19 protein-coding genes are annotated in these 24516 nt (G+C 69.2%); 8 read left to right on the forward strand and 11 right to left on the reverse strand.

What is annotated here, in order from left to right:
* Nucleotides 1-73: 73 nt before the first annotated feature.
* The 3 genes from fusA to AC3WOH_RS33635 all read right to left on the reverse strand — a co-directional run bounded on the left by fusA (nt 74) and on the right by AC3WOH_RS33635 (nt 4535).
* A complete protein-coding gene (gene fusA / locus AC3WOH_RS33625; RefSeq protein WP_492233672.1) occupies nt 74-2134 on the reverse strand; it encodes an elongation factor G in 2061 nt (686 codons plus the stop codon).
* 362 nt (nt 2135-2496) lie between these two features.
* Nucleotides 2497-3486, reverse strand: coding sequence for a Bug family tripartite tricarboxylate transporter substrate binding protein (locus tag AC3WOH_RS33630; RefSeq protein ID WP_492233673.1), 990 nt, complete (start codon nt 3484-3486; stop codon nt 2497-2499).
* A 14-nt stretch (nt 3487-3500) separates the two neighbouring features.
* Nucleotides 3501-4535: a porin gene (locus AC3WOH_RS33635; protein ID WP_492233674.1), complete on the reverse strand. Its 1035-nt coding sequence runs from the start codon at nt 4533-4535 to the stop codon at nt 3501-3503.
* Between the two features lie 203 nt (nt 4536-4738).
* Here AC3WOH_RS33635 and AC3WOH_RS33640 point away from each other — a divergent pair, with 203 nt between their 5' ends.
* Nucleotides 4739-6097 carry a class-II fumarase/aspartase family protein gene (locus AC3WOH_RS33640; RefSeq protein WP_492233675.1) on the forward strand — a complete coding sequence of 453 codons (1359 nt, stop codon included), beginning with the start codon at nt 4739-4741 and terminating at the stop codon, nt 6095-6097.
* Here the strand turns inward: AC3WOH_RS33640 and AC3WOH_RS33645 are convergent.
* The 6 genes from AC3WOH_RS33645 to AC3WOH_RS33670 form a co-directional block, all read right to left on the reverse strand.
* Nucleotides 6089-7225, reverse strand: coding sequence for a GntR family transcriptional regulator (locus tag AC3WOH_RS33645; RefSeq protein ID WP_492233676.1), 1137 nt, complete (start codon nt 7223-7225; stop codon nt 6089-6091). The two genes, AC3WOH_RS33640 and AC3WOH_RS33645, sit on opposite strands and share 9 nt — an antisense overlap.
* Nucleotides 7226-7308: 83 nt before the next feature.
* A complete protein-coding gene (locus AC3WOH_RS33650; RefSeq protein WP_492233677.1) occupies nt 7309-7872 on the reverse strand; it encodes a DUF6891 domain-containing protein in 564 nt (187 codons plus the stop codon).
* 32 nt (nt 7873-7904) lie between these two features.
* Nucleotides 7905-8546: a VOC family protein gene (locus AC3WOH_RS33655; RefSeq protein WP_492233678.1), complete on the reverse strand. Its 642-nt coding sequence runs from the start codon at nt 8544-8546 to the stop codon at nt 7905-7907.
* A gap of 39 nt (nt 8547-8585) precedes the next feature.
* Nucleotides 8586-9035: a hypothetical protein gene (locus AC3WOH_RS33660; protein ID WP_492233679.1), complete on the reverse strand. Its 450-nt coding sequence runs from the start codon at nt 9033-9035 to the stop codon at nt 8586-8588.
* Nucleotides 9032-9841 (reverse strand): hypothetical protein, encoded by an 810-nt coding sequence (locus tag AC3WOH_RS33665; RefSeq protein ID WP_492233680.1) that lies wholly within the window; start codon nt 9839-9841, stop codon nt 9032-9034. The genes AC3WOH_RS33660 and AC3WOH_RS33665 overlap by 4 nt, the downstream gene beginning before the upstream one ends.
* A gap of 79 nt (nt 9842-9920) precedes the next feature.
* A complete protein-coding gene (locus AC3WOH_RS33670) occupies nt 9921-13202 on the reverse strand; it encodes a diguanylate cyclase domain-containing protein (RefSeq protein ID WP_492233681.1) in 3282 nt (1093 codons plus the stop codon).
* 238 nt (nt 13203-13440) lie between these two features.
* On the opposite strand from AC3WOH_RS33670, the gene AC3WOH_RS33675 reads away from it, so the two are divergent.
* The 3 genes from AC3WOH_RS33675 to AC3WOH_RS33685 all read left to right on the forward strand — a co-directional run bounded on the left by AC3WOH_RS33675 (nt 13441) and on the right by AC3WOH_RS33685 (nt 17258).
* Entirely contained in the window at nt 13441-14676 is a 1236-nt protein-coding gene (locus AC3WOH_RS33675) for a calcium:cation antiporter (protein ID WP_492233682.1), read from the forward strand.
* Nucleotides 14677-14759: 83 nt separating this feature from the next.
* A complete protein-coding gene (locus AC3WOH_RS33680) occupies nt 14760-15533 on the forward strand; it encodes a nitroreductase (protein ID WP_492233683.1) in 774 nt (257 codons plus the stop codon).
* A 36-nt stretch (nt 15534-15569) separates the two neighbouring features.
* Entirely contained in the window at nt 15570-17258 is a 1689-nt protein-coding gene (locus tag AC3WOH_RS33685) for an acyl-CoA synthetase (RefSeq protein WP_492233684.1), read from the forward strand.
* A 4-nt stretch (nt 17259-17262) separates the two neighbouring features.
* Here AC3WOH_RS33685 and AC3WOH_RS33690 read toward each other — a convergent pair whose 3' ends face one another.
* Both AC3WOH_RS33690 and AC3WOH_RS33695 read right to left on the reverse strand, forming a co-directional pair.
* The gene (locus AC3WOH_RS33690) at nt 17263-17949 is read right to left on the reverse strand and encodes a Crp/Fnr family transcriptional regulator (RefSeq protein WP_492233685.1); all 687 of its coding nucleotides are present in this window, start codon (nt 17947-17949) and stop codon (nt 17263-17265) included.
* A gap of 90 nt (nt 17950-18039) precedes the next feature.
* Entirely contained in the window at nt 18040-19425 is a 1386-nt protein-coding gene (locus AC3WOH_RS33695; RefSeq protein WP_492233686.1) for a chloride channel protein, read from the reverse strand.
* A 172-nt stretch (nt 19426-19597) separates the two neighbouring features.
* Here AC3WOH_RS33695 and AC3WOH_RS33700 point away from each other — a divergent pair, with 172 nt between their 5' ends.
* From AC3WOH_RS33700 to gudD, 4 genes are all read left to right on the forward strand, one after another.
* Nucleotides 19598-20587 (forward strand): molybdopterin-binding oxidoreductase, encoded by a 990-nt coding sequence (locus tag AC3WOH_RS33700; protein ID WP_492233687.1) that lies wholly within the window; start codon nt 19598-19600, stop codon nt 20585-20587.
* 259 nt (nt 20588-20846) lie between these two features.
* A complete protein-coding gene (gene kdgD / locus AC3WOH_RS33705) occupies nt 20847-21758 on the forward strand; it encodes a 5-dehydro-4-deoxyglucarate dehydratase (RefSeq protein ID WP_492233688.1) in 912 nt (303 codons plus the stop codon).
* 95 nt (nt 21759-21853) lie between these two features.
* Nucleotides 21854-22828 (forward strand): Bug family tripartite tricarboxylate transporter substrate binding protein, encoded by a 975-nt coding sequence (locus tag AC3WOH_RS33710; protein WP_492233690.1) that lies wholly within the window; start codon nt 21854-21856, stop codon nt 22826-22828.
* 171 nt (nt 22829-22999) lie between these two features.
* Nucleotides 23000-24349, forward strand: coding sequence for a glucarate dehydratase (gudD, locus tag AC3WOH_RS33715; protein WP_492233689.1), 1350 nt, complete (start codon nt 23000-23002; stop codon nt 24347-24349).
* Nucleotides 24350-24516: the final 167 nt, after the last annotated feature.

Raw genomic sequence — 24516 nt, forward strand, 5'->3', positions numbered from 1 at the left:
CAAGCCGTCTGCTGAGCGCCTGCAACTTAAAGCGGGGGGCTTTCGGTGGCAAGCGGTGAATTTCAACAGCCTGCTAGTCCTCTTCGTGCACCCGGTACTGCACCGTCAGCGTCTGCTGGACGGCCGGCGGCACGGCCTCGTAGTGCGACAACGCGATGGTGTAGCGGCCCTGGCCGCTGGTCATCGCATTGAGCCGCGACTGGTAGTTGGCCATCTCAGCCTCGGGCACCTGCCCGCCGATGGCCACCGTGCCGGCCTCCAGGCCCGATGTGCCGGTGACCAGCCCGCGCCGCAACGACAGGTCACTGGTGACGTCGCCAACGGAATGCTCGGGCACGGAGATCTCGACCTGGACGATGGGCTCGAGTACGGCCGGCCGGGCTTCGCGGATCGCCGCCATGAAGGCCTTGCGGCCGGCGGTCGCAAAGGCGATGTCCTTGCTGTCCACGCTGTGGTGCTTGCCGTCGTACACCACAACGCGCACATCGACCACGGGGTAGCCGGCGATCGCGCCGCTCGCCAGCACCTCGCGCACGCCTTTCTCGACGGCGGGGATGAACTGGCCCGGGATCGTGCCGCCCCTGACTTCGTCGGCGAACTCGAAGCCCGCGCCTCGCGCGAGCGGCTCGATGCGCAGGAAGACTTCGGCGAACTGGCCGGCGCCGCCGCTCTGCTTCTTGTGGCGGTGGTGGCCCTCGGCTGGCGCGGTCACGGTCTCGCGGTAGGCGATGCGCGGTGGCCGCGTCTGGACCTCGAAGCGGTAGACCTCGCGCAGGCGTTCGAGCACGATGCGCAGGTGCAGTTCGCCAAGCCCGTAAAGAACCGTCTCATTGGTCGCGGCCACGTGCTCGATGCGCAAGCACGGGTCTTCTGCCGCGAGCTTGCCGAGGATCTCCCAGGCGCGCTGCTCGTCACCATGGCGCTTGGGCTCCACGGCCAGGCCGTACACCGGTACCGGAAACGCCAGCGGCGCGAGATGCACATGGCTGTCTTCCTGCGCATCGTGCAGCACGGCATCGAAATGGATCTCGTCGACCTTGGCCACCGCCACGATGTCGCCCGGCACCGCGTGCGACACCTCGACATGGTCCTTGCCCTGGAGCATGAACAGATGCCCCACCTTGAAGGGCTTGCGGCCATCGCCGATGTAAAGCTGGCTGTCGCGCGTGACCGTGCCCTGGTGCACGCGGAAGATGCCCATCTTGCCGACAAAGGGGTCGATCGTGACCTTGAACACATGCGCCAGCACGTGCAGCGTCGGGTCAGGCTTGGCCTCCATGGGCATGGCCTCTGCGCCCTCGCCAGCGATGAAGCTCGGCGGGTTGGCTTCGGTTGGATCGGGCAGGAGCTTGACGATCACATCCAGCAGCTCGGCCACGCCGGCGCCGCTGCGCGACGAAACAAAGCACACCGGGATCAGGTGACCTTCGCGCAGTGCTTGTTCGAGCGGCGCGTGCAGCTCGGCCGGATCCATGTCGCCGTCTTCGAGGTAGCGGTCGACGAAGGCCGCGTCGACCTCGACGACCTGCTCCACCAGCGCGCGGTGCGCCGCTTCGACGGGGCCGAAGTCAGACTGCCCGAAACGGTTGAAAAAGCAGTCCACGACCCGCCTGCCGACCCTGTCGGGCAGGTTCAGCGGCAGACATTCGCGGCCAAAGGTCGCCTGGATGTCGGCCAACAGGCCCGTCAGCGAGACGCCCTGCGCGTCGGTCTTGGTGACGATGATCATGCGGGCGAGGCGGCGCGAGGCGGCGTACGCCATCATGCGCACCGCCATCGGTTCGATGCCGGTGGCGGCATTGATGACCACCGCTGCCGTCTCGACCGCCTCCAGCGCCGGCATGCTCTGGCCAAGGAGGTCGGGGCCGCCGGGCGTGTCGATCAAGTGGATGCGCGTATTGGCATGCGTGAGGTGCATCACCGATGCATTGAGCGAGTGCTGCATGCGGCGCTCCAGCGGGTCGTGGTCGCTGACGGTGCTGCCGCGCTCGATGCTGCCGCACGCTCCGATGGCCCCCGCCTTGTACAACAGGGCCTCGGCGAGCGAACTCTTGCCCGCGGCCGCAGCGCCCACGAGCGCCAGCGTTCGCACGGATTGCATTTCGGCCGCGAGGCCGTTCGAGCGGTTTGGCATGGCTGGACTCCTTTGCGCGCCCGTAAGACCGACCCGGCGGCCTGAAAGGGCTCAAGCGTTGCGTGTGGATGTCGAGCCAGCGTACGGGATTGACCGCGCTGGTGCAAGTGGATTGCGCCGCCGACTTCCACGACCTGACCGGCATGCATGCCGCGTTGACCGCCCCCTTGTTGCCAGCGTGTACAGACCAAAGCCCAGCTGCTATGGCCAGCCGCTGGGAAAAAAACTGGCGGGCATGGTGGAAGGGCCCCATCGGAACCTGACACAGCCCGCCATGGCGACCAAGGCACCACCAAAGCCACCAGGAGAGTGCAGTGCCTTGCGCAAACGAAACGGTCCGCGGCCTGGCCGCGCCGCGGTCGTTACTCCATCGTGATCTTCGAGCTGGTCACAATGTCCCGGTACAACGCAGCCTGCGGCTTGATGAAGGCCTTGAACTCGGGCCCGGCCATCGGCGCCACGGTGATGCCTGCGTCCGTCAGCTTCTGGCGCAGCTCGGGCAGGGCCAGGGTTTCCTTCAGGGCCTTGTCGTACGCGGACACGGTGGCGGCGGGCGTGCCGGCCTTGAGGAACAGGCCCTGCCACAGTGGCAGGGCCATGCCGGTGAAGCCGTCTTCCTCGCCGATGCGCTTGACGTCGGGCAGCTGCGGTACGCGCACGGTGTCGGACACCGACAGGGCCTTGATCTTGCCGTCCTTGAGGAAGGGCATGGCGGTGGAGAGCACCAGCATGGCGCTGTCCACCTGGCCGCCCACCAGGTCGTTGGTGATGTGCGTGCCGCCGCGGTAGGGCACGTGCAGCATGGCGACCTTGGCCTGCTTGTTGATGAGCGCGCCGTACAGGTGCTGCATGGTGCCGATGCCCGGCGTGGCGAAGTTGATGCTGTCCTTGCCGCCCTTGCGCAGCGCGGCCACCAGGTCGGCCAGGCTGGCATAGGGTGCCGCCTTGGGCACGGCGAAGACCATGGGCACGGTGCTCATGCGGCCCACGGGCACCAGGTCGTTGTCCCAGTCGAGCTTGACCTTGGCGTTGACCATGGGCACGACCACCGTGTCGGTGCCGCCCATGTAGAGCAGGCTGCCATCGGTGGGTCCATTGAGCACGCGCTGCGCGGCCAGCATGCCGCTGGCGCCGGCCACGTTCTCGATGATGACGGTGCGCGCCAGGCGCTTGCCCAGCTCGGCACCCACGATGCGCGCCACCAGGTCGGCGCTGCCGCCGGCCGAGTAGCCCACGATGAGCGAGATGGGCTTGCTGTTGTTGCTGCTGCTGTCACCCTGGGCGCGGGCCAGGCCGGTGGCCAGGGTGGCGAGTGCGGCACCGGCTTGGCTCAGGAGTTGTCTGCGTTGCATGGCGTGCCTCCTGCTCAGAACGTGTGCTTCACGCCGACATCGATCGCCGTGGTGCGGGTGAGCCCGTCGCGCTTGGCCGTGCCCAGGTTGGTGTAGAGCAGGGTGCGCTTGCTCAGGTCGTATTGCAGGCCCAGGCCGATCATCTGCGAATCGAGACTCGTTGCGGGCTTGAGGCTGCCATACATGATGTAGGTGCGGCCAAAGCTCAGGGGCACCAGGGCCGAGACGCTGTAGGCCGTGGCATCGCCGTTGAGCCCGCCCTTGGCGCGGCTGACGCTGGCCTTGGCCTGCACCACCCCGAAATCGTAGCCGCCCGCCACCAGTTCCATGTGCGTGCTGGCGTCGAGCCGGTCGAACGCGGCGCCCAGCCACACCGGGCCATTCTTGTACTGCAGGTTGCCCGAGGTGGCGTTGCTGCGCGTGCCCTCGCCCAGGGCGGCGGCGATCTCGGCGCTCACGCCCGCGATGGTGGGCGACTTGTAGCCGACCGTGTTGGCCCAGCGGATGTTGGAGGCCTCCACCGTGGCGGCCACTGGCGTGTAGTTGGCGTAGGTGTAGGCCGAGCCGAGCTGGCTCACATAGCTCCAGTAGGTGGGGTCGGCGTTCAGCGCCACGGTATAGGCGGCCGAGTATTCGCGGCCGGCATAGACCTCGCCCCAGTCCTTGCTGCCCACGGCCACCACCGAGCGGCCCAGCCAGTACACGCTGGCATTGCTGGGCGCGCCGGTGTCGGCGGCAAAGCGGTGCTCGAGCTGAAAGCGCGCATACAGGCCGCCGCCCATGTCCTCGCGTGCCGCAAAGCCCAGGCGCGAGGTGTTGCCGGCCTTGAGCGTCCACACCAGCGGCGTCACGCCGCGGCCGGGCAGCAGCGCGCCCGGCGTGGTGCCGCCGTTGGCGCGCGCCAGGCCCTGGTCGACGATGCCGTAGATGGTGAGCGAGGACTGCGCCTGCACCGCGCTGTGGGTGCCCAGGCTGCCGGCCAGGGCCAGCAGCAGGGCGAGGGAGGGGGTGGGGCAGGCAAGGGTGCCTGCGGGGGAATGCCGCGTCATGGTGGTTCTGTCTCCGATTGGATGGGGTTTGTGGCTGACGGGCAAATTGTATGTATTGAATTTGAATTGTGCAATACAATGCAATTCAATCGATGCGAAGAGGTGGCCAAGCTGGTATCAGCTTTGGAGTCGCTTCATAGACAAATCAATGCAATACAAATGCAATCCAGGGACATACCCTAGGTTGTATGAACGGAGCACACATGGCGGTAGGAATGTTCGAATCCTTCATCACGGGCCACTGGTTCAATGCCGAGGCCAAGGCCTTGTGGAGCGACACGGCCACCCTGCAGGCCTGGCTGGATGTGGAGGCCGCGCTGGCCCGCGCCCAGGCCGAGCTGGGCGTGATCCCGCCCGAGGCGGCACCGGTGATCGCCGCCTATGCGCGCGCCGAGCTGTTCGACCTGCCGCAGCTGGCCGAGGCGATTGCCTTTGCCCAGCACCCGCTGGTGCCGGTGCTGCACCGCTTCGAGCAACTGTGCGGCGAGCCGGCGGCCGGCTACATCCACTGGGGCGCGACCACGCAGAACATCTTCGACACCGCCAGCGCCTTGCAGATGCGGCGCACGCATGCACTGCTGGCGGGGCACCTGGATGCGGCCATCGACACGCTGGCCGCGCTGGCCCTGGCGCACCAGGCCACGCCCATGGCCGGGCGCACGCATGGCCAGCATGCGCTGCCCATGACGCTGGGCTTCAAGCTCGCGGGCTGGGTGGACGAGCTCGGCCGCGGCCGCCAGCGCCTGGCCGAGCGGCTGGCCGCCTCGTTCCCCGCCAGCATGGGCGGCGCCATCGGCACCTTTGCCGCCACGGGGCCGCTGGGGCCTGCGGTGCAGGCGCGGCTGGCCGCGCAATTGGGCCTGCAGCCGGCGGCCATGCCGCTGCGCTCGTCCTACGACCGGGTGGGCGACTATGTGGCGGCGCTGGGCTTGCTGGCTGGCACGGCGCAGAAGATCGCGCAGGACCTGGTCTTTTTGCAGCGCACCGAGATCGGCGAGGTGGCCGAGGCCTTCCACCTGGGCAAGGTGGGCAGCTCCACCATGGCGCAAAAGCGCAACCCCTCCACCGCCTTGCAACTGGTGAGCCTGGCGCGCATGCTGCGCACGCGCACCCAGGCCGCGCAGGACACCATGGTGCGCATGGACGAGGGCGACTCATCAGCCACCAATGTGGCCGACACCCTGCTGCCCGAGGTCGCCATCATCGCCACCTCGCTGGCCGAAACGCTGGCGCGCCTGGCGCGCGGGCTGGTGGTGGATGAAGAGGCCATGGCGCGCAACCTGGGGCTCACGCAGGGGCTGATCGCGTCGGAAGCCGTGATGATGCGGCTGACCCAGCGCATGGGCCGACACGAGGCGCACCGTTTGCTCTACGCGGCGGCGCAGCGCGCGCAGTCCGAGGGGCTGCCCTTTGTGGAGGCGATCCGTGCGCTGCCGCCGTTCGAGGGCCGTGCACTACCGGCCGACCTGCTGCAGGCGCTGGATGCGGCGGCCTATGTGGGCGAATCGGCCGCGCTCACGGCGCAGACCGTGGCGCGTGTGGCGCCTGGCTGCTCAGGCTAGCGCCGCCACCGATGCACCCGCGCGCCGCGCCACGGGCGTGAGGTGCACGCCGTAGGGCCGGTCGCCATCGGCCCAGCGCGCGGCAATGGCGCCATGCAGCGCCTGCACCTGGTCGGCCACGCTGCAGCCCACCACGTCGAAGAAGTCGGCATGCTCGTTGGCCAGGTCGGTGCGGCCCAGCAGCACCACGCTCAGCCGCGCGGGCACGGCGATGCCGGCCTGGGCCAGCAGGCGCTGGAAGAGGGCTCCGTCCTCGATGCCCCAGGCCACCAGCGCGGTGAAGGGCAGGGCGCCGGTGGCTTCGGCACTGGCCTGCAGCTGCTGCACCAGCCGCGTGGTGTAGTCCTCGTGCGGCAGCAGGTCTTGCGTGATCTCGGTCAGCTCCACGCCGGGCAGGGTGTGCTGCAGCGATTCAAAGCGCCGCCGCCCGAGCTGGGTGGCCAGAAAGGGGTGCGCCGTGGTGGCATAGGCGATGCGACGGTGGCCTTGCTGCACCAGCTGCTCGATGGCGGCGGCCAGCGGCTCGCCCCATTCGGTGCCCACGGCCTCCACGTCGGCGCCCACCAGTGCTGCGCCATCCACGGCCAGCACCTCGCACTTGTCGCGCAGCGCGGCCAGCAGGGCGATGGGGATGGCCTTGAAGGTGGACTGCACCACGCAGGCATCAAAACGCGGCAGGCCCTTGAGCACGGTGAGCGCATGGTCGGGGTCGGTGTACGACAGCTCCAGCACCCTGTGCCCTTCGGCCGCCAGCCGGCGCTGCAGGTCCTCCACAAGCACCCGCCCGCGCGCGATGCTGATGGAGCGGCGCAGCAGCAGCACGGATTTGACGCCGGACTGCGTCTGGCTGGCGGGTGCGACCCGGGGGCGTTGTGGTTCGCCCTCGGCCGGCGCGGCCGCGGGCGGGCGGGCGCCCGCACCGCGGAAATAGGTGCCCCGGCCCACCTGCGAATCGATCAGGCCCCGGTCCTTGAGGCCCTGGAAGGCGCGCTGCACCAGCATCTGCGAGGCGCCAAAGCGCTTCATCAGCTCGCGGATGGTGGGCAGCCGGTCGCCGGGGCGGGCCTCGTGGGCCAGTTGGTCGAGGAACTGTTCGAGGTCGGGCGGGGAGCTGGCGGTGCTGCGCATGGTGTCAATACAATACACCACAAATTGCACGGTGCGCCCGCGCTGTGCTCACATCGGCAGGCACTGGCCGGTGATACAAAGCCTCAGCGCCGCTTCCAGTCAAAGTCCGCCATGTGGATGCGCTGCTTAAAGGTGCCGTCCCATTGCACCTGCAGCCCCGCGTGCTGGAGCGCTTCGGTGATGATCCGACCGATGCGTGGGCCCTCGGTCTCTTCGGTGCGGGCATCCATCGGGCCAAAGGCCAGGAACAGTCCACCGCCGTCCACCGCGCGCGCCAGGTCCTGGCCGTGGTAGAAGCAGTAGCCCACGATGCGGCCCGGGTCCGGCGCGTCCGCATGGGCTTCCCGCACATCGCTGTAGCCGTCGCTCTGCGTGTAGCCCGCGTTGTGCAGCGCGATCACGCCGCGCTGGGCGAGCGCCTCGAAAGCGGCATCGAGCCGGTCGCAGTCGGTGGTGGCGGGCCAGCTTTTCTTGGCCTGCTCATGCGCGTGCATTGCGGCATCCACGGCCTGCTCGACCGCATTGGCGTCGAGCTCGCCTGGCGCGTACATCTCTTCCGTAAGGATTTCGACAATGCGCTCACGGTCCTCGAAGCCGCCGCGCACCAGGGCCTGGATTTCGGTGAGGGCGTCGGCGTCGAGTGGCATGCGGGGTTCCTGGTGGGAGTGTGGGGGGCAATTCAGTACAGGGTTTTCAGTCCGCCGGGCGTATCGATCTCCGCGCGGTAGCGCACAGTATCGCCCTTCTGCACCTCGGGCGCCTTCACGATCTCCAGGGCGGCATACAGGTCCCGCACCATGGCAGGGTCCGGGTGCTCGATGGTGAAGCGCAGCAGCCGTGCGCCCAGGTCCGGCATCGCGGCAATTGGCGGCGGGCGTGTGCCCCGGTCGATCACCGACGGTGCCACACCAGCCAGTGGCAGCGCACCACCCGGCGGAATGGCAAAGAAGTAGGGCGGCGCCGTGCCCGCGGACAACTGCGTCTTGCGGCCCAGCAATGACCCGTGCTGCGCGAGCAGCGCATCCATCTGCTGCGTGCGCGCCACCCAGCCGCGCAGGCGCAGGCCGCTGTTCCACGCCTGCTGCACCGCCGCCTGATCGTCCAGCCCGAACCAGCGCGCATGCGCCGGTCGTGGGGCCGCCGGGTCGATGGCGATGACCTCCAGGTACACATCCTCGCCCAGCTTGAGCAGGTGGTTGTGCGTGCCCATGTCGGGGTGCTGGCGGCCAAACGGCATGTCGATGCCCAGGCATGTGTGCACATGGGCCACGCCATCGGCGAGCGTGGGGGCAATGACGGTCAGGTGGTCGAGGGTTGGCATGGCGAAGCTGTGGAGTGTTGGCTGCAGCAACGAGGATCTCTATGTGTTGGAAAGGTCCCGATCAAACGACAAGTGGAGGTTGAAGAGTCGCCGAGCCCTGTCCACGTAGCCATGGCACTGCTGCCGTGTGAGTGCATTGATGGCGCTGTTGAAAGCCAGCTGCCTTTCGCGGGGAGACAGCCTGGGGTCTCCCGTGAGGTCGTCCACCGGATGGGCGAGCGTGACCGCAGCAAATGTGTGGATGGCGTCGTGGCGACTGACACCTTGCTGTCGCAGCCGTTCCAGTGCACGCGCCATCGGGCTGCGCGCTGGCAGGAGCATGTTCTCGACATTGACATGCATCAGTGCATGCCATTTGAGGTGCGAAACCGCTATGCCGTGTTGCACGTGAAAATGCACCACGGCGCGTATCCGCTCGGCACCGTCCAGTGCGCGCCACGCCGGCGCGTTGATCGGCCCGTTGGCGTCATAGATGGTGGAACCGTTCACTCCGGCCTTTCACGCTGGTCGTGTTCACCCGTGGCACAGAACCATCCGTCCTTCAACCCATGCGCTTGCCGCAGGGCGTTGTTCGGCTGCGGGCCGAAGGGCGCCACGCCCGACTGTCGCAGCAGCCCCATCTGCTCGGCAGCGTAGCGGTGCGCAAAGTCTTCCTTCTGTGCCGAGGGGCGGCTGTCCCATTCCTCGCCCGTGAACCGCCGGTAGTCCACATGGTGGCCCAGTTCGTGCAGCAGAGTGCGGTACAGCACGGTGTTGCGCAGGCTGGCTGCGGTGGGGGCGATGGTGATGCTGCGCCGGTTCTTGCGGATCTGGTGGCCATCGGCCTGCAGTCTGTCCAGCTCGCGCTGGTCTTGCGGGTCCAGTGCGTTGCGCCAGACGGTGGTGCCCAGGTGTTGGGCTTCGAGCACGATGGCGGTGCCGGCATGGGGCGCCTTCTCGAACGCGAACACTGCGCGCGCCCACACGGGCCTGAGGAGGCGCTGCTTGCGCGTGGGCTGGCGCATCACGATGAAGTCGAGGATCGCGAGGTCCTGGGCCGGCACGTGCGAAAGGACCTCCATCGCGTCTTCGACCGAGCAGGGGTGGAACCAGCCGGTGCGGGTGGGTTCGACAAAGAACCTCAGATAGTGTCCGTTGATGCGCTGGGTGAAGGTGGGGCAGTCGCCCAGGCGCTCGTAGTAGACGCTGCGGTCGTGCCACGATTCGGGGATGGTGAGCCGGTTGTTCTCCCCATGGCCCTGGGCCGGGGTGCCGATGTTCCGGTTGCGTCGAACGGGGTTCCAGCCTGGGCGCATGGGGTGTTGGGGTTGTGGGCCCCCATTATCGGGCTGCGGCGCCGGGCCGCCGGCACCCCGGTGGCGGGGCCTGCCCCTGTCACCCCAGCTCCCGCAGATCCACCTGGTGCACCGCGCAGGCGTCGCGCCCGCCGTGCTTGGCCGAGTACAGGGCGCGGTCGGCGGCCAGCAGCAGGTCGGTGGGGCGTACGGGATGGTCGCCGGGGGCGAGGTAGGCCACGCCGATGCTGGCGCTCATCTGCCGGGGCATGTTGTGCTGCAGCTGCGGCAGGGGCTCGCGGATGGCGTGCAACACCTTGTGGGCCACGGTCTGGGCCTCGTCGCACGACGACAGATGGGGCAGCACCACGGCGAATTCGTCGCCCGCAATGCGCGCCGGGAAGTCCGTGCTGCGCACGGCGCCCTGCAGGCGCTCGGCCATGGCGACCAGGGCCGCGTCGCCGGCCGCATGGCCCCAGGTGTCGTTGATGGCCTTAAAGTGGTCGATGTCCAGGAACATCAGCGCCATGCCGGTGCCCGCGACCCGGCTGGCCTGCAGCGCGGCGGCCAGCCGGATGTCGAACTGGCGCCGGTTGGCCACGCCGGTCAGCGTGTCGGTCATGGCCAGCTCCTGCATGCGGCGCTCGGACTGGCGGATCGCGGTCACGTCGGTGGTCAGCGTGTAGATGCCCAGCACCTCGCCCACGGCCAGCATGTCGGGGATGTAGTCGGTCTGCAGGATGCGGCGCATACCCATGGCCTCGGACTCGACCTCGAACTGCACACGCTGGCCCGTGAGCGCGCGGCGCAGGGGCTCCACGCGCTGGGCGTACAGGGCCGGGCCGATCACGTCGGGCAGCGGCTTGCCCAGCGCCTGCTCGATGGGGATGCCGGTCCACTCCTCGAAGGTGTGGTTGAGGAACTGCAGCCGGTGCGCGCAGTCGATGTAGGTGATCATCACCGGCAGGTTGTCGGCAATGGCGCGCAGCCGCCGCTCGGTGCGTTCCTGGCGCAGCTGCAGTTCCTTGAGGGCGGTGACGTCGAAGGACATCAGGTAGAAACCCACCACGGTCGACGGTGCGCTGCCCTCGCCCTCGCCGGTGCCACCGTCGAACTCGGGGATCAGGTGGCTTTGCAGGTGGCGGGGCGTGCCCTCATGGTCGATGCAGCCTTCGAACTGGGCGCGCCGGCCGGCCAGCGCCTCCATCAGGTAGGGCAGGTGCAGTGCGTACTGCACATCGCCCAGCAGCTCCTGCGCGTACAGGCCGACCTGCGGGCGCGCGATCAGCCCGCGCGACTGCAGTGCGTAGTCGTTGGCGAACAGGCAGCGCTGGCGGGCATCGAAGTGGCAGACCACGGCCGGCAGGTTGCACAGCACGTCGCGCAGCCGCTGCTCGCTGCGCGCCAGGCGCTGCTCGGCCTCGCGGCGCGCACGGATGTCGCGCAGAAAGGCGTTGGCCACCGGGCCGGCGGGGGTAGCCTGCACGGTCATCATCATCTCCACCGGCACCTCGCTGCCATTGCGGTGGCGGCCGAGCAGCTCGGTGGGGCGGCCCGCGGCCAGGCTGCGACCCAGGTCCACCAGCTGGGCATAGTCGGTGAGCGGTGCATGCGGGGGAATGCGCGGCCCCATCAGGGTCACCATGTCCCGGCCGATGGCCTCGGCCGCGCTCCAGCCGAACATGCGCGCGGCCTCGGGGTTCCAGTCGGTCACGCGGCCATCGGCGCCCACGGCGACGAAGGCATCGCCCGCGGTGTTCAGGATGTCGGCGCTGCGCTGCTGCTCCTGCACCAGCGTGGCCAAGAGCGGCCGCACGCGCCCGCGCAGCGCCCAGGTGCCGGCGGCCACCAGGCCCAGCACCGAGAGCACGATCAGGTGCAGCTGCCCGCGCAGCGGTGCGTACAGTGTGGTGACGTCGGTCTTGAGCACCAGGCCCAGGCCGTAGCTGCCGATAGGCCCGTAGCCGGCCACCACGGGCACGCCGCGCAGGTCGCGGGCATAGTTCACGCCGCTCTGGCCCAGCAGCGCCAGGCTCATGGGCAGGCTGGGCTTGCCCGCGGCGGTCCAAAGCGGCACGGTGAAGGGCGCGGGGTAGAGCCGGCTGGGAGCGCAGGTGGCGACATCGGCGCGGCGGCGGCAGACCACCGCGTCAGCCGACTCGGTGGAGCGGCGCATCTGGTCCATCAGCCGGTCGAACAGGCGCAGCTTCTGCTCCATCACCACTTGGCCCACCACGGCGCCACCCTGGCGCACCGGCACCAGGGTGCGCAGCACATAGCCGGCGTTCCAGCGCAGCTCGGCCTGTTGCGACCCGTCCAGGTCCAGGGGCTCGATGGAGCGGGCGTTGTCGCCCAGGAACAGGCCGGAGCTGCGCAACAGGTGGCCGCGCGCATCGAGAAAGCGCACCCCGTCCACACCGCCCACCAGGTAGGCGGCCATGAGCGTTTCGAGCTGCTCGCTGGCCGGCGCGTCGCGCGGCGCGGTGTTCAGGCGTTCCATGGCCAGCGCCAGCGCGGGGCCGTCGCCCGCCGCGGCCGACAGGGCCAGGCTGCTGCGCAGCGCGTCGTCCAGTGCCAGTGCATAGGTGCGGGCCGACTGCTCCATGGCTTGCAGCACCGACTTCTCGAAGGTCTCGCGCATGGCGACAAAGCCCGCGATGCCCCCGCCCACGGCCACCAGGGTGAGCGCGGTGATGGCGCGGTAGGTGATGCGCCGCTCCAGCCACTCCGGCCCGCGCGCCTGGGTGATGGGGACGCCGTCGCGCAACTGCCAGATGCCCGCTGCCAGCACCAGCAGGGCCACGGCGGTGCTCAGGCGCACGTGGTTGTGCGAGGCCACGCGGTACAGCAGCTCCAGCCCCATCAGGTGGCCGGCCAGGCCAAGTGTGGCCACGGCCACCAGCAGCGCCAGTGCCATCAGGCCGGCGCGCCGGTGGCGCGTGTGGCGCGCGGGCGAAGCGCACCACAGGGCGATCGCGCACGCGATGAAGGCCGCCCCGCCGTTGGGCGACAGCTGCTGCCCCCCCGGGGCGCGGAGGCTGCTGCCCGTGATGAAGCCGGGCAGGGCGGTGGCCGCATCGGGCCCCGCCAGCGCACGCCACAGGGCCAGCACGCTGTACAGACCGGCCGCCAGCGCCAGCATCGAGGCAGCGGCCTGGGCCGGGCGGTGGGTGTCGGGAAAGGCGCGCAGGCACAGCGCTGCGCCCAGCAGCAAGAGGATCAGCGCGGCGTGGATGCCGGGGTCCATGGCATCGGCGACGCCCTGGCCCAGGGGCAGCTGCGGAAAGGCCGAGCGCAGAACCAGAACAAAGGCAAAGGCACTGCCCAGCACCCCCAGTGCCAGGGAGGTGGTTGCATGCCGGTCGCGCACGGTACGGGCCATCGCATTGCCCCAGGTTTCTGTGACAACATGTTACGCCTCGGAGGGGGGCTGCGCCAGGAGGGATAAACCCCGAAACCCGCACTGGCCCAGGCCCACACACCGTGCGGGCGATGCCGGCCGCCAGCGGCGCCTGTGGTAAAATGCGTGTGCTCGCGCGCCCTGCGCCAGCTAGGCCGTGGACGACTTCGGCCCTGTACCGACACCAGGGGACGGCCCTTGTTTTCCCCCGGTGGACAACATGGACAGGCCGAACAACCCCCGCCACTTTGCACGCAGCGCTGCGGCGCAACCCCTTCCTCCCCACGCGTCGGTGCCGCCTGCGGCAGGCACCGGCCCGTCGCGCCTGGTGGCGCCCACCACCTGGGCCCTGCTGGCCGGCACCTGGCTGGTGGCCGGGCTCTTCATCGCCCTGGGCGGTACCTGGCTGGCGGCGCCGCTGGGCCCGGGCCTGGCGGCCGGTGCCTTCGCGCTGTTGTTCGCCAACATCCTGGCGGCCTCGTTCGGCGTGGTGCACGAGGCGGATCACCTCGCGCAGCAACTGGGCGAGCCCTATGGCACGCTGGTGCTGACGCTGTCCATCGTCTCCATCGAGGTGATCCTGATCGCCTCGGTGCTGCTCGGCCCGGGCGAGGCCTCCACCATCGGGCGCGATTCCATCTTCGCGGTGATGATGATCATCATGAACCTGGTGATCGGCATCTGCCTGGTGGCAGGCTCGGCGCGCCATGGCGACCAGGAGTACAACGCCCAGGGCGCCACGGCCTACCTGAGCATGATCGCGCTGCTCACCGGCACGGCGATGGTGCTGCCCAACCATCTGGGCGGGGCTGGTGCGTTCTCCACGCCGCAGGCGCTGGGCATGGCGGCGCTCACGGCCGGCCTGTACGCGGCCTTTCTGTGGCTGCAGATGCGCAGCCACCGGCGCTACTTCATCCAGCCCGCGGCCGGCAGCATGGCCGTACCGGCATCGGCGCCGCTGCCCGTGTCACAGGAGTCCGAGGCACTGCCGGGCATCGGCCGGCGCGCCGTGTTCGTGCGTTCGCTGGTGCTGCTGGCGCTGGTGCTGCCCATCGTGCTGCTGGCGCACTACCTGGCCATCGTGACCGACTACGGCATTGCCGCGGCCGGTGCGCCTGCTGCCGTGGGCGGGGTGCTCATCGCCATCATCGTCTTCACGCCCGAGTCCATCACCGCGGTGCGCGCCGCCATGGGCAACGGCATGCAGCGCACGCTCAACCTGTGCCTGGGCGCCTTCGTCTCCACCGTGGGCCTCACGGTGCCGGCCGTGCTGCTCATCGGCGTGGCCACGGGGCGGCGCATGGCCATGGGCCTGTCGGGCACCGAGGTGGTGCTGGCGGTGCTGACGGTTGCGCTCTCGATGCTCAGCTTCAACGGGCAGCGCACCTCGCCGATCCAGGGGCTGATGCACATTGCGCTGTTCGCAGTGTTCGGGTTGGTGCTGTTTCTGCCCTGAGGGCCGGGCTTGCGGATGCCGGGATTTCCCGGAATGTCATCGCATCGACAGTCATGAACGGCGGCCATGCCTAGCATGCCGCCATGACCTGTTCACCCCTGCCGCCGGACCTCTCCGGCACCCCTCCCAGCCATCCCGATCGCTCGCCCGGCGCGGCCCCGCTTGCAGCCCGGCCGCTGCGCCAGGCGGTGGACTGGGCCATTGTCTCGCGGCGCAGCGTCCGCGCCTTTCTGCCCACGCCGGTGGCTCTGGCCGAGGTGCACGCCATCCTCGATGTGGCGCGCCACGCGGCCTCGGGCATGAACACCCAGCCCTGGCGCGTGCATGTGCTCATGGGCAGCGCCAGGGAGCGCCTGAGCGCGGCCATTGCCGACGTGGACAACGACGCCGATGCGGCGGCAGTCCTCGCCGAGCCCTACCACTACTACCCGCTCGAATGGGTCTCGCCCTATGTGGACCGGCGCCGCAAGGTGGGCTGGGACCTGTATGGCCTGCTTGGCATCGCCCGGGGCGACAAGGCACGCATGCATGTTCAGCATGGCCGCAACTACCGCTTCTTCGATGCGCCCGTGGGGTTGATCTTCACCGTGAGCCGGGCCCTGGCGGCCGGCAGCCTGCTCGACTACGGCATGTTCCTGCAGAGCCTGATGGTGGCAGCCCGTGCGCGCGGGCTCGGCACCTGCCCGCAGGTGGCGTTCACCCGGTTCCATGAAGTCATCCACGCCGAGCTCTGCATCCCCGCCACCGAGATGGTGGTCTGCGGCATGGGCCTGGGCCATGCCGACCCGGCCCGCATCGAGAACACGCTGGTGACCGAGCGCGAGAGCGTCGAGTCCTTCACCACCTACCACGCCTGAGCACGCCTTCCAACACGCTACCCCAAGGAGACAGCCATGCACAAAGCCCCCCACAGCAGCCCCTACCAGCACGGCCTGGACCGGGCGCCCGCCAACCACCTGCCGCTCACGCCGCTGGGCTTTCTGGACCGCAGTGCCCAGGTGCACCCGCAGGGCATCGCAGTCGTGCATGGCGGCAGCACCCAGACCTGGGCGCAGACGCGCGAGCGCGCCTACCGCCTGGCCAGCGCGCTGGCCAGGCGCGGCGTGCAGCGCGGCGATACCGTGGCCATCCTTGCGCCCAACACGCCCGCCATGCTGGAGGCGCACCTGGGCATCCCCCTGTGCGGCGCGGTGATCAATGCCATCAACTGCCGGCTCGACGCCCAGGCCATCGGTTTCATCCTGGGCCATGGCGAGGCCCGCGTGCTGCTGGTGGACAGCGAGTTCGCGCCCCTGGCGGTGCAGGCCATCGCGGGCCTGGCGCGGCCGCCCCTGGTGGTCGCCATCCACGATACGGGCCTGCCTGTGCAGCCGGCCTTCGGTGCCCTCGACTACGAAGCCCTGCTGGCCGAGGGGGACCCCGCCTTTGAAGGCCTGTGGCCCGAGGACGAATGGGACCCGATCGCGCTGAACTACACCTCGGGCACCACCGGCGACCCCAAGGGCGTGGTGCCCAGCCACCGCGGCGCCTACCTCATGAGCCTGCTGCAGATGACCGACTGGGCCCTGCCGCGCCACCCCGTCTACCTGTGGACGCTGCCCATGTTCCATGCCAACGGCTGGTGCTTCACCTGGGCTGTCACGGCGGCCGCGGGCACCCATGTGTGCCTGCGCAAGGTCACGGCCAAGGCGGTTTTCGAGGCCATCGCCGCGCATGGCGTGGACCATTTCTGCGCCGCGCCCACGGTGCTGGCCATGTTGGCCAATGCACCTGCGCACGAGCGCATAGCGCTGCCGCGCCCGGTGCGCGTGCTCACGGCGGGTTCGCCGCCGCCGGCCGCCATCCTGCAGGTGATTGCCGCCATGGGTTTTGACGTGGACCATGTCTACGGCATCACCGAGATCGCGGGCACGCCCGTGCGCTGCGTGCGCCAGCCCGGCTGGGCCGCCTTGCCCGAGGCCGGGCGCGCCCAGTTGCAGGCACGCCAGGGCGTGCGTGCCGCGGCGCTGGAAGACCTGCGCGTGCTGCACCCCGACACCCTGCAGCCCGTGCCGGCCGACGGCGTGACGGCCGGCGAGATCATGGTGCGCGGCAACACCGTGATGAAGGGCTACCTCAAGAACCCGGGCGCCACGGCCAAGGCCTTTGCGGGCGGCTGGTTCCACACCGGCGACATCGCCGTGCTGCACCCCGACGGCTATGTGCAGATCACCGACCGCTCCAAGGACGTCATCATCTCGGGTGGGGAGAACATCTCGTCCGTGGAGGTGGAAGACGTGCTGCACCGCCACCCCGCCGTGCTGCTGGCCGCCGTGGTGGCCCAGCCCGACGAGCGCTGGGGCGAGGTGCCCTGCGCCTTCGTGGAGCTCAAGGCCGACGCGGTGGGCAGCGTCAGCGCCGAAGAGCTGATCGATTTCTGCCGCGCGCACCTGGCGCGCTTCAAGTGCCCGCGCCAGGTGGTCTTCGATACCCTGCCCAAGACCGCCACGGGCAAGATCCAGAAGTTCCGCCTGCGCGAGATCGCGGGCAGCCGCGAGGCCATCACGCGGCTGGCGCAGATTCAGGCAGAGCCTGCAGGCTGAGCGTTCAGCCTTCTCGTGCGATGGCCTGCAGAATCTTCAGGTCGATCACCTCGATGGACCCATAGCCCAGCCGGATCGCGCCGCGGTCCTGCAGCTCCTGCAGCGCCCGGTTGGCCACCTGGCGCGACACGCCCGACAGGCGCCCCAGCTCCTCCTGCGAGAGCGTGATGCGCCGCGCGGTGTTGGGGAACAGCGCGTCGTTGAACAGGCCCGACAGGCTGTGCGCCACCTGTGCCGTGGTGTCGCCCAATCGGTCCGACTGCACCAGCGCCACGTAGTGCGCCAGGCGCGCGTTGAGCTGCCCGATCAGCCACAGCGCAAACGGGTGGCTCTCGTGCAGCAGCCGCAGGAACTCGCTGCGCGGCAGCAGGGCCACCACGCTGTCGGTGAGCGCCGTCACGGCATAGGGCCGGGGCTCGTCCTTGAGCACCGAGCCTTCACCGAACCAGGCGCCCGAGGGCACGCCCGCAAAGGTGCTGGTGCGGCCCTCGGCCGTGATGTTGTCCAGCTTGAGCATGCCCTCCACCACCCCGGCCCAGTGCGCCGTGGGCGTGCCCTTGGCGAACACCGCGCCGCCCGCGGGGTAGCTGCGCAGCGTGATGGCCCGGCGCACGCGCGCGGCCTCTTCGGTGGTCAGGCTGGACGTCCAGGACGATTGGGCGAGAAAGAGGGTGAGGGAGTCGGCAGTCATGGCGCGGCGGCAGATGGGACCGCGAAATTCTGCGGGAGATCGCGCGCTGCGCCAATGGGGCAAAGCCCCGGGCTCGAGGCCTGCGCGAAGTCAGGCGCCGGGGCGGGCCGGACCGGGTGGTGCAGGGCTTGGTTCCACCGACGGCGGCGGTTGTGGCGGTTGCTGCTGCAGGGACTGCAGCATCGCCAGCGCCAGCGTTTCGTACAAGGGCCTTGCCAGCATGCGCGAGACCAGGCTGGCCAGCATGGCGGCGGCCATGAGGCTGAGCACCATGGCGTGGCCGTCGACCATCTCCATCACGATGATGAAGGCCGTGAGCGGCGCCTGGGTGACGGCCGCGAGAAAGGCCGCCATGCCCATGGCGATCAGCGCCGGGCCGATCTCCGGGCCCAATAGCAGCGCGAGCTTGTGCCCCACGCCCGCGCCGATGGACAGCGAGGGCGCGAAGATGCCGCCAGGCACGCCCAGCCAGGCCGACAGCCAGGTGGCAATGAACTTGAGCGTGACGTAGACGGCCGGCACATCGGCCTGGCCCGCCAGCATGTGCTTGACCGCCTCGGACCCCGCGCCGAAGGTGGCGCCGCCGGTTACCAGCCCGATGACCGCGACCACCAGGGCACCGCCCGCGGCAAAGCGGATCGGAAAGCGCGCACGCAGCCGGCACAGGCGCTCGGAGGTGCCGGTGAGGGAGGCCGCCAGCAGCTTGGCGAACAGCCCGCCCAGCACGCCGCAGGCCAGGGTCACGGACAGGCCGGGGAGCAGGGCGCTCCAGTCCAGGTGCGGCACCTGGATGCGGCCGAAGTAGCTCAGGTTGCCGAACACCGAGACGCCCATCAGCCCCGCCAGCACGATGGCCGCGATGATGACGCCGCTGCTGCGCGACTCCATCTTGCGCGACAACTCCTCGATCGCGAACACCACGCCGGCCAGTGGCGCGTTGAAGGCCGCTGCGATGCCGGCCGCGCCGCCGGCCACCAGCAGCGCATGCGCGGTGATGCCCGAGCGCGGGTCGAACCAACGCCGCGCATGGTGCATGATGCCCGCCGCCACCTGCACCGAAGGCCCCTCGCGCCCGATGGACAGGCCGGCCAGGAAGCCCGCGCTGGCCAGCACGATCTTGGCGAACGACAGCCACAGCGAGACAAAGCGCCCGCGCTTGGTGGTTTCCAGCGCCGGGTCCAGCGCCGTGATCACCTGCGGAATTCCCGAGCCCGCAGCCCCTGGAGCCCAGCGCCGCGTGGCCCAGACGACAGCGGCCGTGACGGCGGGCATCCACAGCAGCACGGCCCAGCCGCCCTGCCAGCGGTAGAGGTGCATGAAGAGCTCGAAGGCCGCATCGGCCATCAGCGTGAAGGCCACCACGCACAGCCCGGCCGCGCAGGCATAGGCCAGCACGATGGTGCGGTCCAGCCAGCGCCGGCCATCGTTCAGCTCCTGGCGCACGTTGGCGAGGAAGTCGGGTTCGTGGTGGTTCATGCGGGCAAGGGCGGGCGACCGATGGTGGGGCTGTGCGCAGTCGATGCAAGAAGCGAACCAGCCATGCCGGGGCGGCGATGGTAAGCAGGTGCTACCGCTGCCTGGCTGGTGGAGTGCGGTGCCAGAATGGGTGCGTCACGACCACTCCAGCCGACGGGAGCCCTGCATGCCCATGCCACGCACTTCGACGACCTTTGCCCAGGCCCTCTTGGCCCTGGGCGCGCTGGGGCTGGTGCAGGGCTGTGCCCACCGCGCCGATGGGGGCGCACGCGTGCAACTGGTGTGCGCCGTGCAGGCACCGGCCACCGAGTCGGTGCTGGACCTGCGCCAGTCGGGTGTGGTGCAGCAGAAGGTGGACTACCGGGACGACAGCGGGCCGCAGGCGCGCAGCTACACCGGCGCCGCCCTGTGGCCGCTGCTGCAGGCCTGCGCCCTGCAGTCGGCCACGGCCACGGACGCCCATGGGCAAAGGGCTGCGGCCCTGGGCCGCTATGTGCTGGCAAGCGGCGCCGAGGGCTACAACGCCGTGTTCTCCGTGGGCGAGCTGCACCCGGACTTTGGTGCCACGCCCAGCATCGTGGCCTATGCCGAGGCGGGGGCCGGGGAGGAGGGCGGGGCCACCGGGCCCGCATCGCTGCGCATCACCGCGCCGGGCGATGTGCAGGGCAGCCGCTATGTGGCCGGCCTCACGCGGCTGGAGGTGCGTGCCTCCGGCTCGGTGGGCGCGGGCAGCGGGGTAACTGCGCCGCAGGCCGTGCAGGTGCTGGGTGCGGTGGGCAACACCTTGCGGCTGGACGAGGCGGCCCTGCTGGCGCTGCCGGCCGTCACGCACGAGGTGGGCGGGCGCCGCTACACGGGGGTGGACCTGTGGAGCCTGCTGCACACCTCGGCCGCGCTGGAGGCTGATGGCGACAGTGGCGCCAACCTGCAGTCCATGTACCTGGTGGCCACCGGGGCCGATGGCTACCAGGCCCTCGTCTCCCTGGCCGAGATGAGCCCCGAGCTGGGCGGGCGGCGCGTGCTCATCGCCTACCGCATGGACGGGCAACCCCTGGCGCGCGGCCTGGCGCGGCTCGTGGTGGTGGGCGACGGCAAGGCGGGGCGCTCGGTCTCGGGGCTCGAGGCCATCGAGGTGTTTGCGGCCGCGCCCGCCGCGCCTTAGCGCCTGTTCACTTTGAACAGGCTCTGAGCCAGGCAGCCGCCGTTCCCGCTGCCGGCGGGATGAATTTGCAAGTTATCGCACAACTACGGGTTTTCCCTATAGCTTGTATGAATGTTATCGTTAACATTGGTTCATCGGCGCCGCAGATCGGTGCCGCAAACCCTCCGATCGCTGCCACAGGCAGGCGAAACGGGGCTCCGAAACCCGCTTGTACGACCTGTTGGCCTGGCCTGCACGGCCCCTGGACGAACCCACCACCATGACCCCGCAAGACCTCAAATCCATCATGGGCTCCGGCCTGCTGTCCTTCCCCGTCACGGACTTCGACGCCCAGGGCAACTTCAACCCCAAGGGCTATGCCGCGCGCCTCGAATGGCTGGCCCCCTACGGCGCCAGCGCCCTGTTCGCCGCCGGCGGCACGGGCGAGTACTTCTCCTTGTCGGGCCCCGAGTACGGCCAGGTCGTCAAGACCGCCGTGGACACCTGCCGCGGCAAGGTGCCCATCATTGCCGGTGCCGGCGGCCCCACGCGCACCGCCATCGCCCATGCCCAGGAAGCCGAGCGCCTGGGCACCCACGGCATCCTGCTGCTCCCCCACTACCTGACCGAAGCCGGCCAGGAAGGTCTGATCGAGCATGTGGCCGCGGTCTGCAACAGCGTGAAGTTCGGCGTCATCGTCTACAACCGCGACCGCACCAAGCTGACGGCCAACTCCCTGGCCATCCTGGCCGAGCGTTGCCCCAACCTGATTGGCTTCAAGGACGGTGTAGGCAACATCGAGACCATGTCCTCGATCTTCATGAAGATGGGTGACCGTTTCTCCTACCTGGGCGGCCTGCCCACGGCCGAGGTGTATGCAGCCGCCTACAAGGCGCTGGGCACGCCGGTGTACTCGTCTGCGGTGTTCAACTTCATCCCCAAGACCGCGATGGAGTTCTACAAGGCCGTGGCGAGCGACGACATGGCCACGCAGCACCGCCTGCTCAAGGAGTTCTTCATGCCTTACCTGGACATCCGCAACAAGGTGGAAGGCTATGGCGTGAGCATCATCAAGGCCGGCGCCAAGCTGGTGGGCCACGATGCAGGCCCGGTGCGGGCGCCGCTGACGGACTTGAAGCCCGCCGAGATGGAGCAGCTCAAGGCCCTGATCGACAAGCTCGGCCCGCAGTAAGCCTTCTTTTCTATCGCCCCACGCTCTTTGCAACGAGGCCCCGCCAGAGGGCCATCGACCCCCTACACCACCTTTCGGAGACATCCACCATGTTCATGAAGAAACTGCTGCTCGTCGCCAGCGCCTGCAGCCTGGCCTTCGCCGCTTCTGCCCAGACCGCCACCCCCGCCGCCTGGCCTGAAAAGCCCGTGACCATCGTCGTGCCCTTCCCGGCGGGCGGCTCCACCGACATGGTGGCCCGTGCCATGGCCGTGCACATGGGCGAGAAGCTGGGCCAGAACTTCGTGGTGGACAACCGCCCCGGTGCCACGGGTACGCTGGGGGCCGGCATGGTCAAGCGTGCGCCAGCCGACGGCTACACGCTGCTCGTGTCCTCGCTGGGCGCCTTCGTCGTGGCACCGCACCTGCTCAAGAGCGTGCCGTATGACGCGCTCAAGGATTTTGACTACATCACCGTGCCCGTGCAGGCGCCCAATGTGCTGGTGGCTGCGCCCGGCCAGAAGGCCCGTACCGTGAAGGACGTGATCGCCCAGCTCAAGGCCAACCCGGGCAAGGTGAGCTTCGCCAGTTCGGGCAACGGTTCGTCGGACCATCTCTCGGCCGAAGTGTTCTGGCAGCAGAGCGGCACCGAAGGCCTGCACATCCCCTACAAGGGCGGCGCGCCGGCCATCAACGATCTGCTGGGCGGCCAGGTGGAGTTCTCGTTCCAGAACGTGAATGCCGTGCTGCAGCACATCCGCGCCGGCAAGCTGCATGCGATTGCCGTGACGGGTGACAAGCGCAGCCCCGTGCTGCCCGATGTGCCCACCCTGGCCGAGGCCGGTGTGGCCGGTGCCGAGGTCTATTCGTGGCAGGGCATGGCCGCGCCCAAGGGCCTGGCGCCTGCGCTCAAGAAGAAGCTCTCGGACGCCGCCATCGCCGCCATCAACGACCCCGCCGTGAAGAAGCGCATGCTGGACCAAGGCCTGGAAATCGTGGCCAGCACGCCCGAGGCCTTCACGGCCTACCAGGCACGCGAATTCGCGCGTTGGAAAACAGTGATCGAAACCCGAAAAATCACTGCTGATTGATTCGGTACAACCCCCTGAGTCGCTTCGCGCCTTCCCCCTTCCCGAACTACTGCGTAGTTCGGGAAGGGGGACACCGCCAGCGCGGCGGGGCGGCCCTTGCGCGGCGGTCCTGGCCTAGGCTGCTCGCATTTTCACCAGACCCGCTTTCTGACCTGGCAATTGAAGACCACCATGACCACCTCTACCCCTTCTACCAGCAGCACCCCCGTCATCACCGAACTGCGCGTGGTGCCCGTGGCGGGCCACGACAGCATGCTCATGAACCTGAGCGGCGCGCACGGCCCCTTCTTCACGCGCAACCTGGTGATCCTGCGCGACAGCGCGGGCCACACCGGGGTGGGCGAGGTGCCTGGCGGCGAGAAGATCCGCCAGACCATCGAAGACGCGCGGGCCCTCATCGTGGGCCAGCCCATCGGCCGCCACAATGCCGTGCTCAACGCCATGCGCGCCCAGTTCGCCGACCGCGACGCGGGCGGGCGCGGCCTGCAGACCTTCGATCTGCGCATCACCATCCACGCGGTGACGGCGGTGGAATCGGCCTTCCTGGACCTGCTGGGCCAGCACCTGGGCGTGCCTGTGGCCGCACTGCTGGGCGAAGGCGTGCAGCGCGAATCGGTGCAGATGCTGGGCTACCTGTTCTATGTGGGCGACCGCGAAAAGACCGATCTGGCCTACCGCACCGAGCCCGGCGCCGACAACGACTGGTTCCGCCTGCGCAACGAAAAGGCCATGACGGCCGAGGGCATCGTGCGCCTGGCCGAGGCCGCGTACCAGCGCTACGGTTTTGCCGACTTCAAGCTCAAGGGCGGCGTGCTGCGCGGCGAGGAAGAGGTCGAGGCCATCCGTGCGTTGCACGAGCGCTTCCCCGAAGCGCGCGTGACGCTGGACCCCAACGGCGGCTGGCTGCTCAAGGACGCCATCCGCATCACGCGCGACCTGCACGGCGTGATGGCCTATGCCGAAGACCCCTGCGGCGCCGAAGGCGTGTTCTCGGGCCGCGAGGTGATGGCCGAGTTCCGCCGCGCCACCGGCCTGCCCACCGCCACCAACATGGTGGCCACCGACTGGCGCGAAATGGCCCACAGCCTGGCCCTGCAGTCGGTGGACATTCCCCTGGCCGACCCGCACTTCTGGACCATGGCCGGCTCGGTGCGCGTGGCCCAGATGTGCCAGGCCTTCGGCCTGACCTGGGGCTCGCACTCGAACAACCACTTCGACGTGTCGCTGGCCATGTTCACCCACGTGGGCGCTGCCGCCCCGGGCCGCGTCACGGCGATCGACACGCACTGGATCTGGCAGGACGGCGAGTGCCTGACCAAGGAGCCCTTGCAGATCAAGAACGGCTTCATCGACCTGCCCCAAAAGCCCGGCCTGGGCGTGGAACTGGACATGGACGCGGTGGAGCGTGCCCACCAGCTGTACCTGCAGCATGGCCTGGGGGCGCGCGACGATGCGGTGGCCATGCAGTACCTGATTCCGGGGTGGAAGTTCAATAACAAGTCGCCTTGTATGGTGCGGTGATGGCTGGGCAGGCGGTTCGTCCGCCTGGTCTGGCTGGGCATGCTGGTGTGTAAGAAGGGTTTTTTTGTTGCTGCATGCCTTGAGTAAGGACGGGAGCCGGGATGTGCGCCCGGCGGCGCACCTACCTTCTTTTGCTTCGTCAAAAGAAGGTAGGCCAAGAAAAGACG

This window comes from Acidovorax sp. FW305-C-20-28, assembly GCF_058783375.1.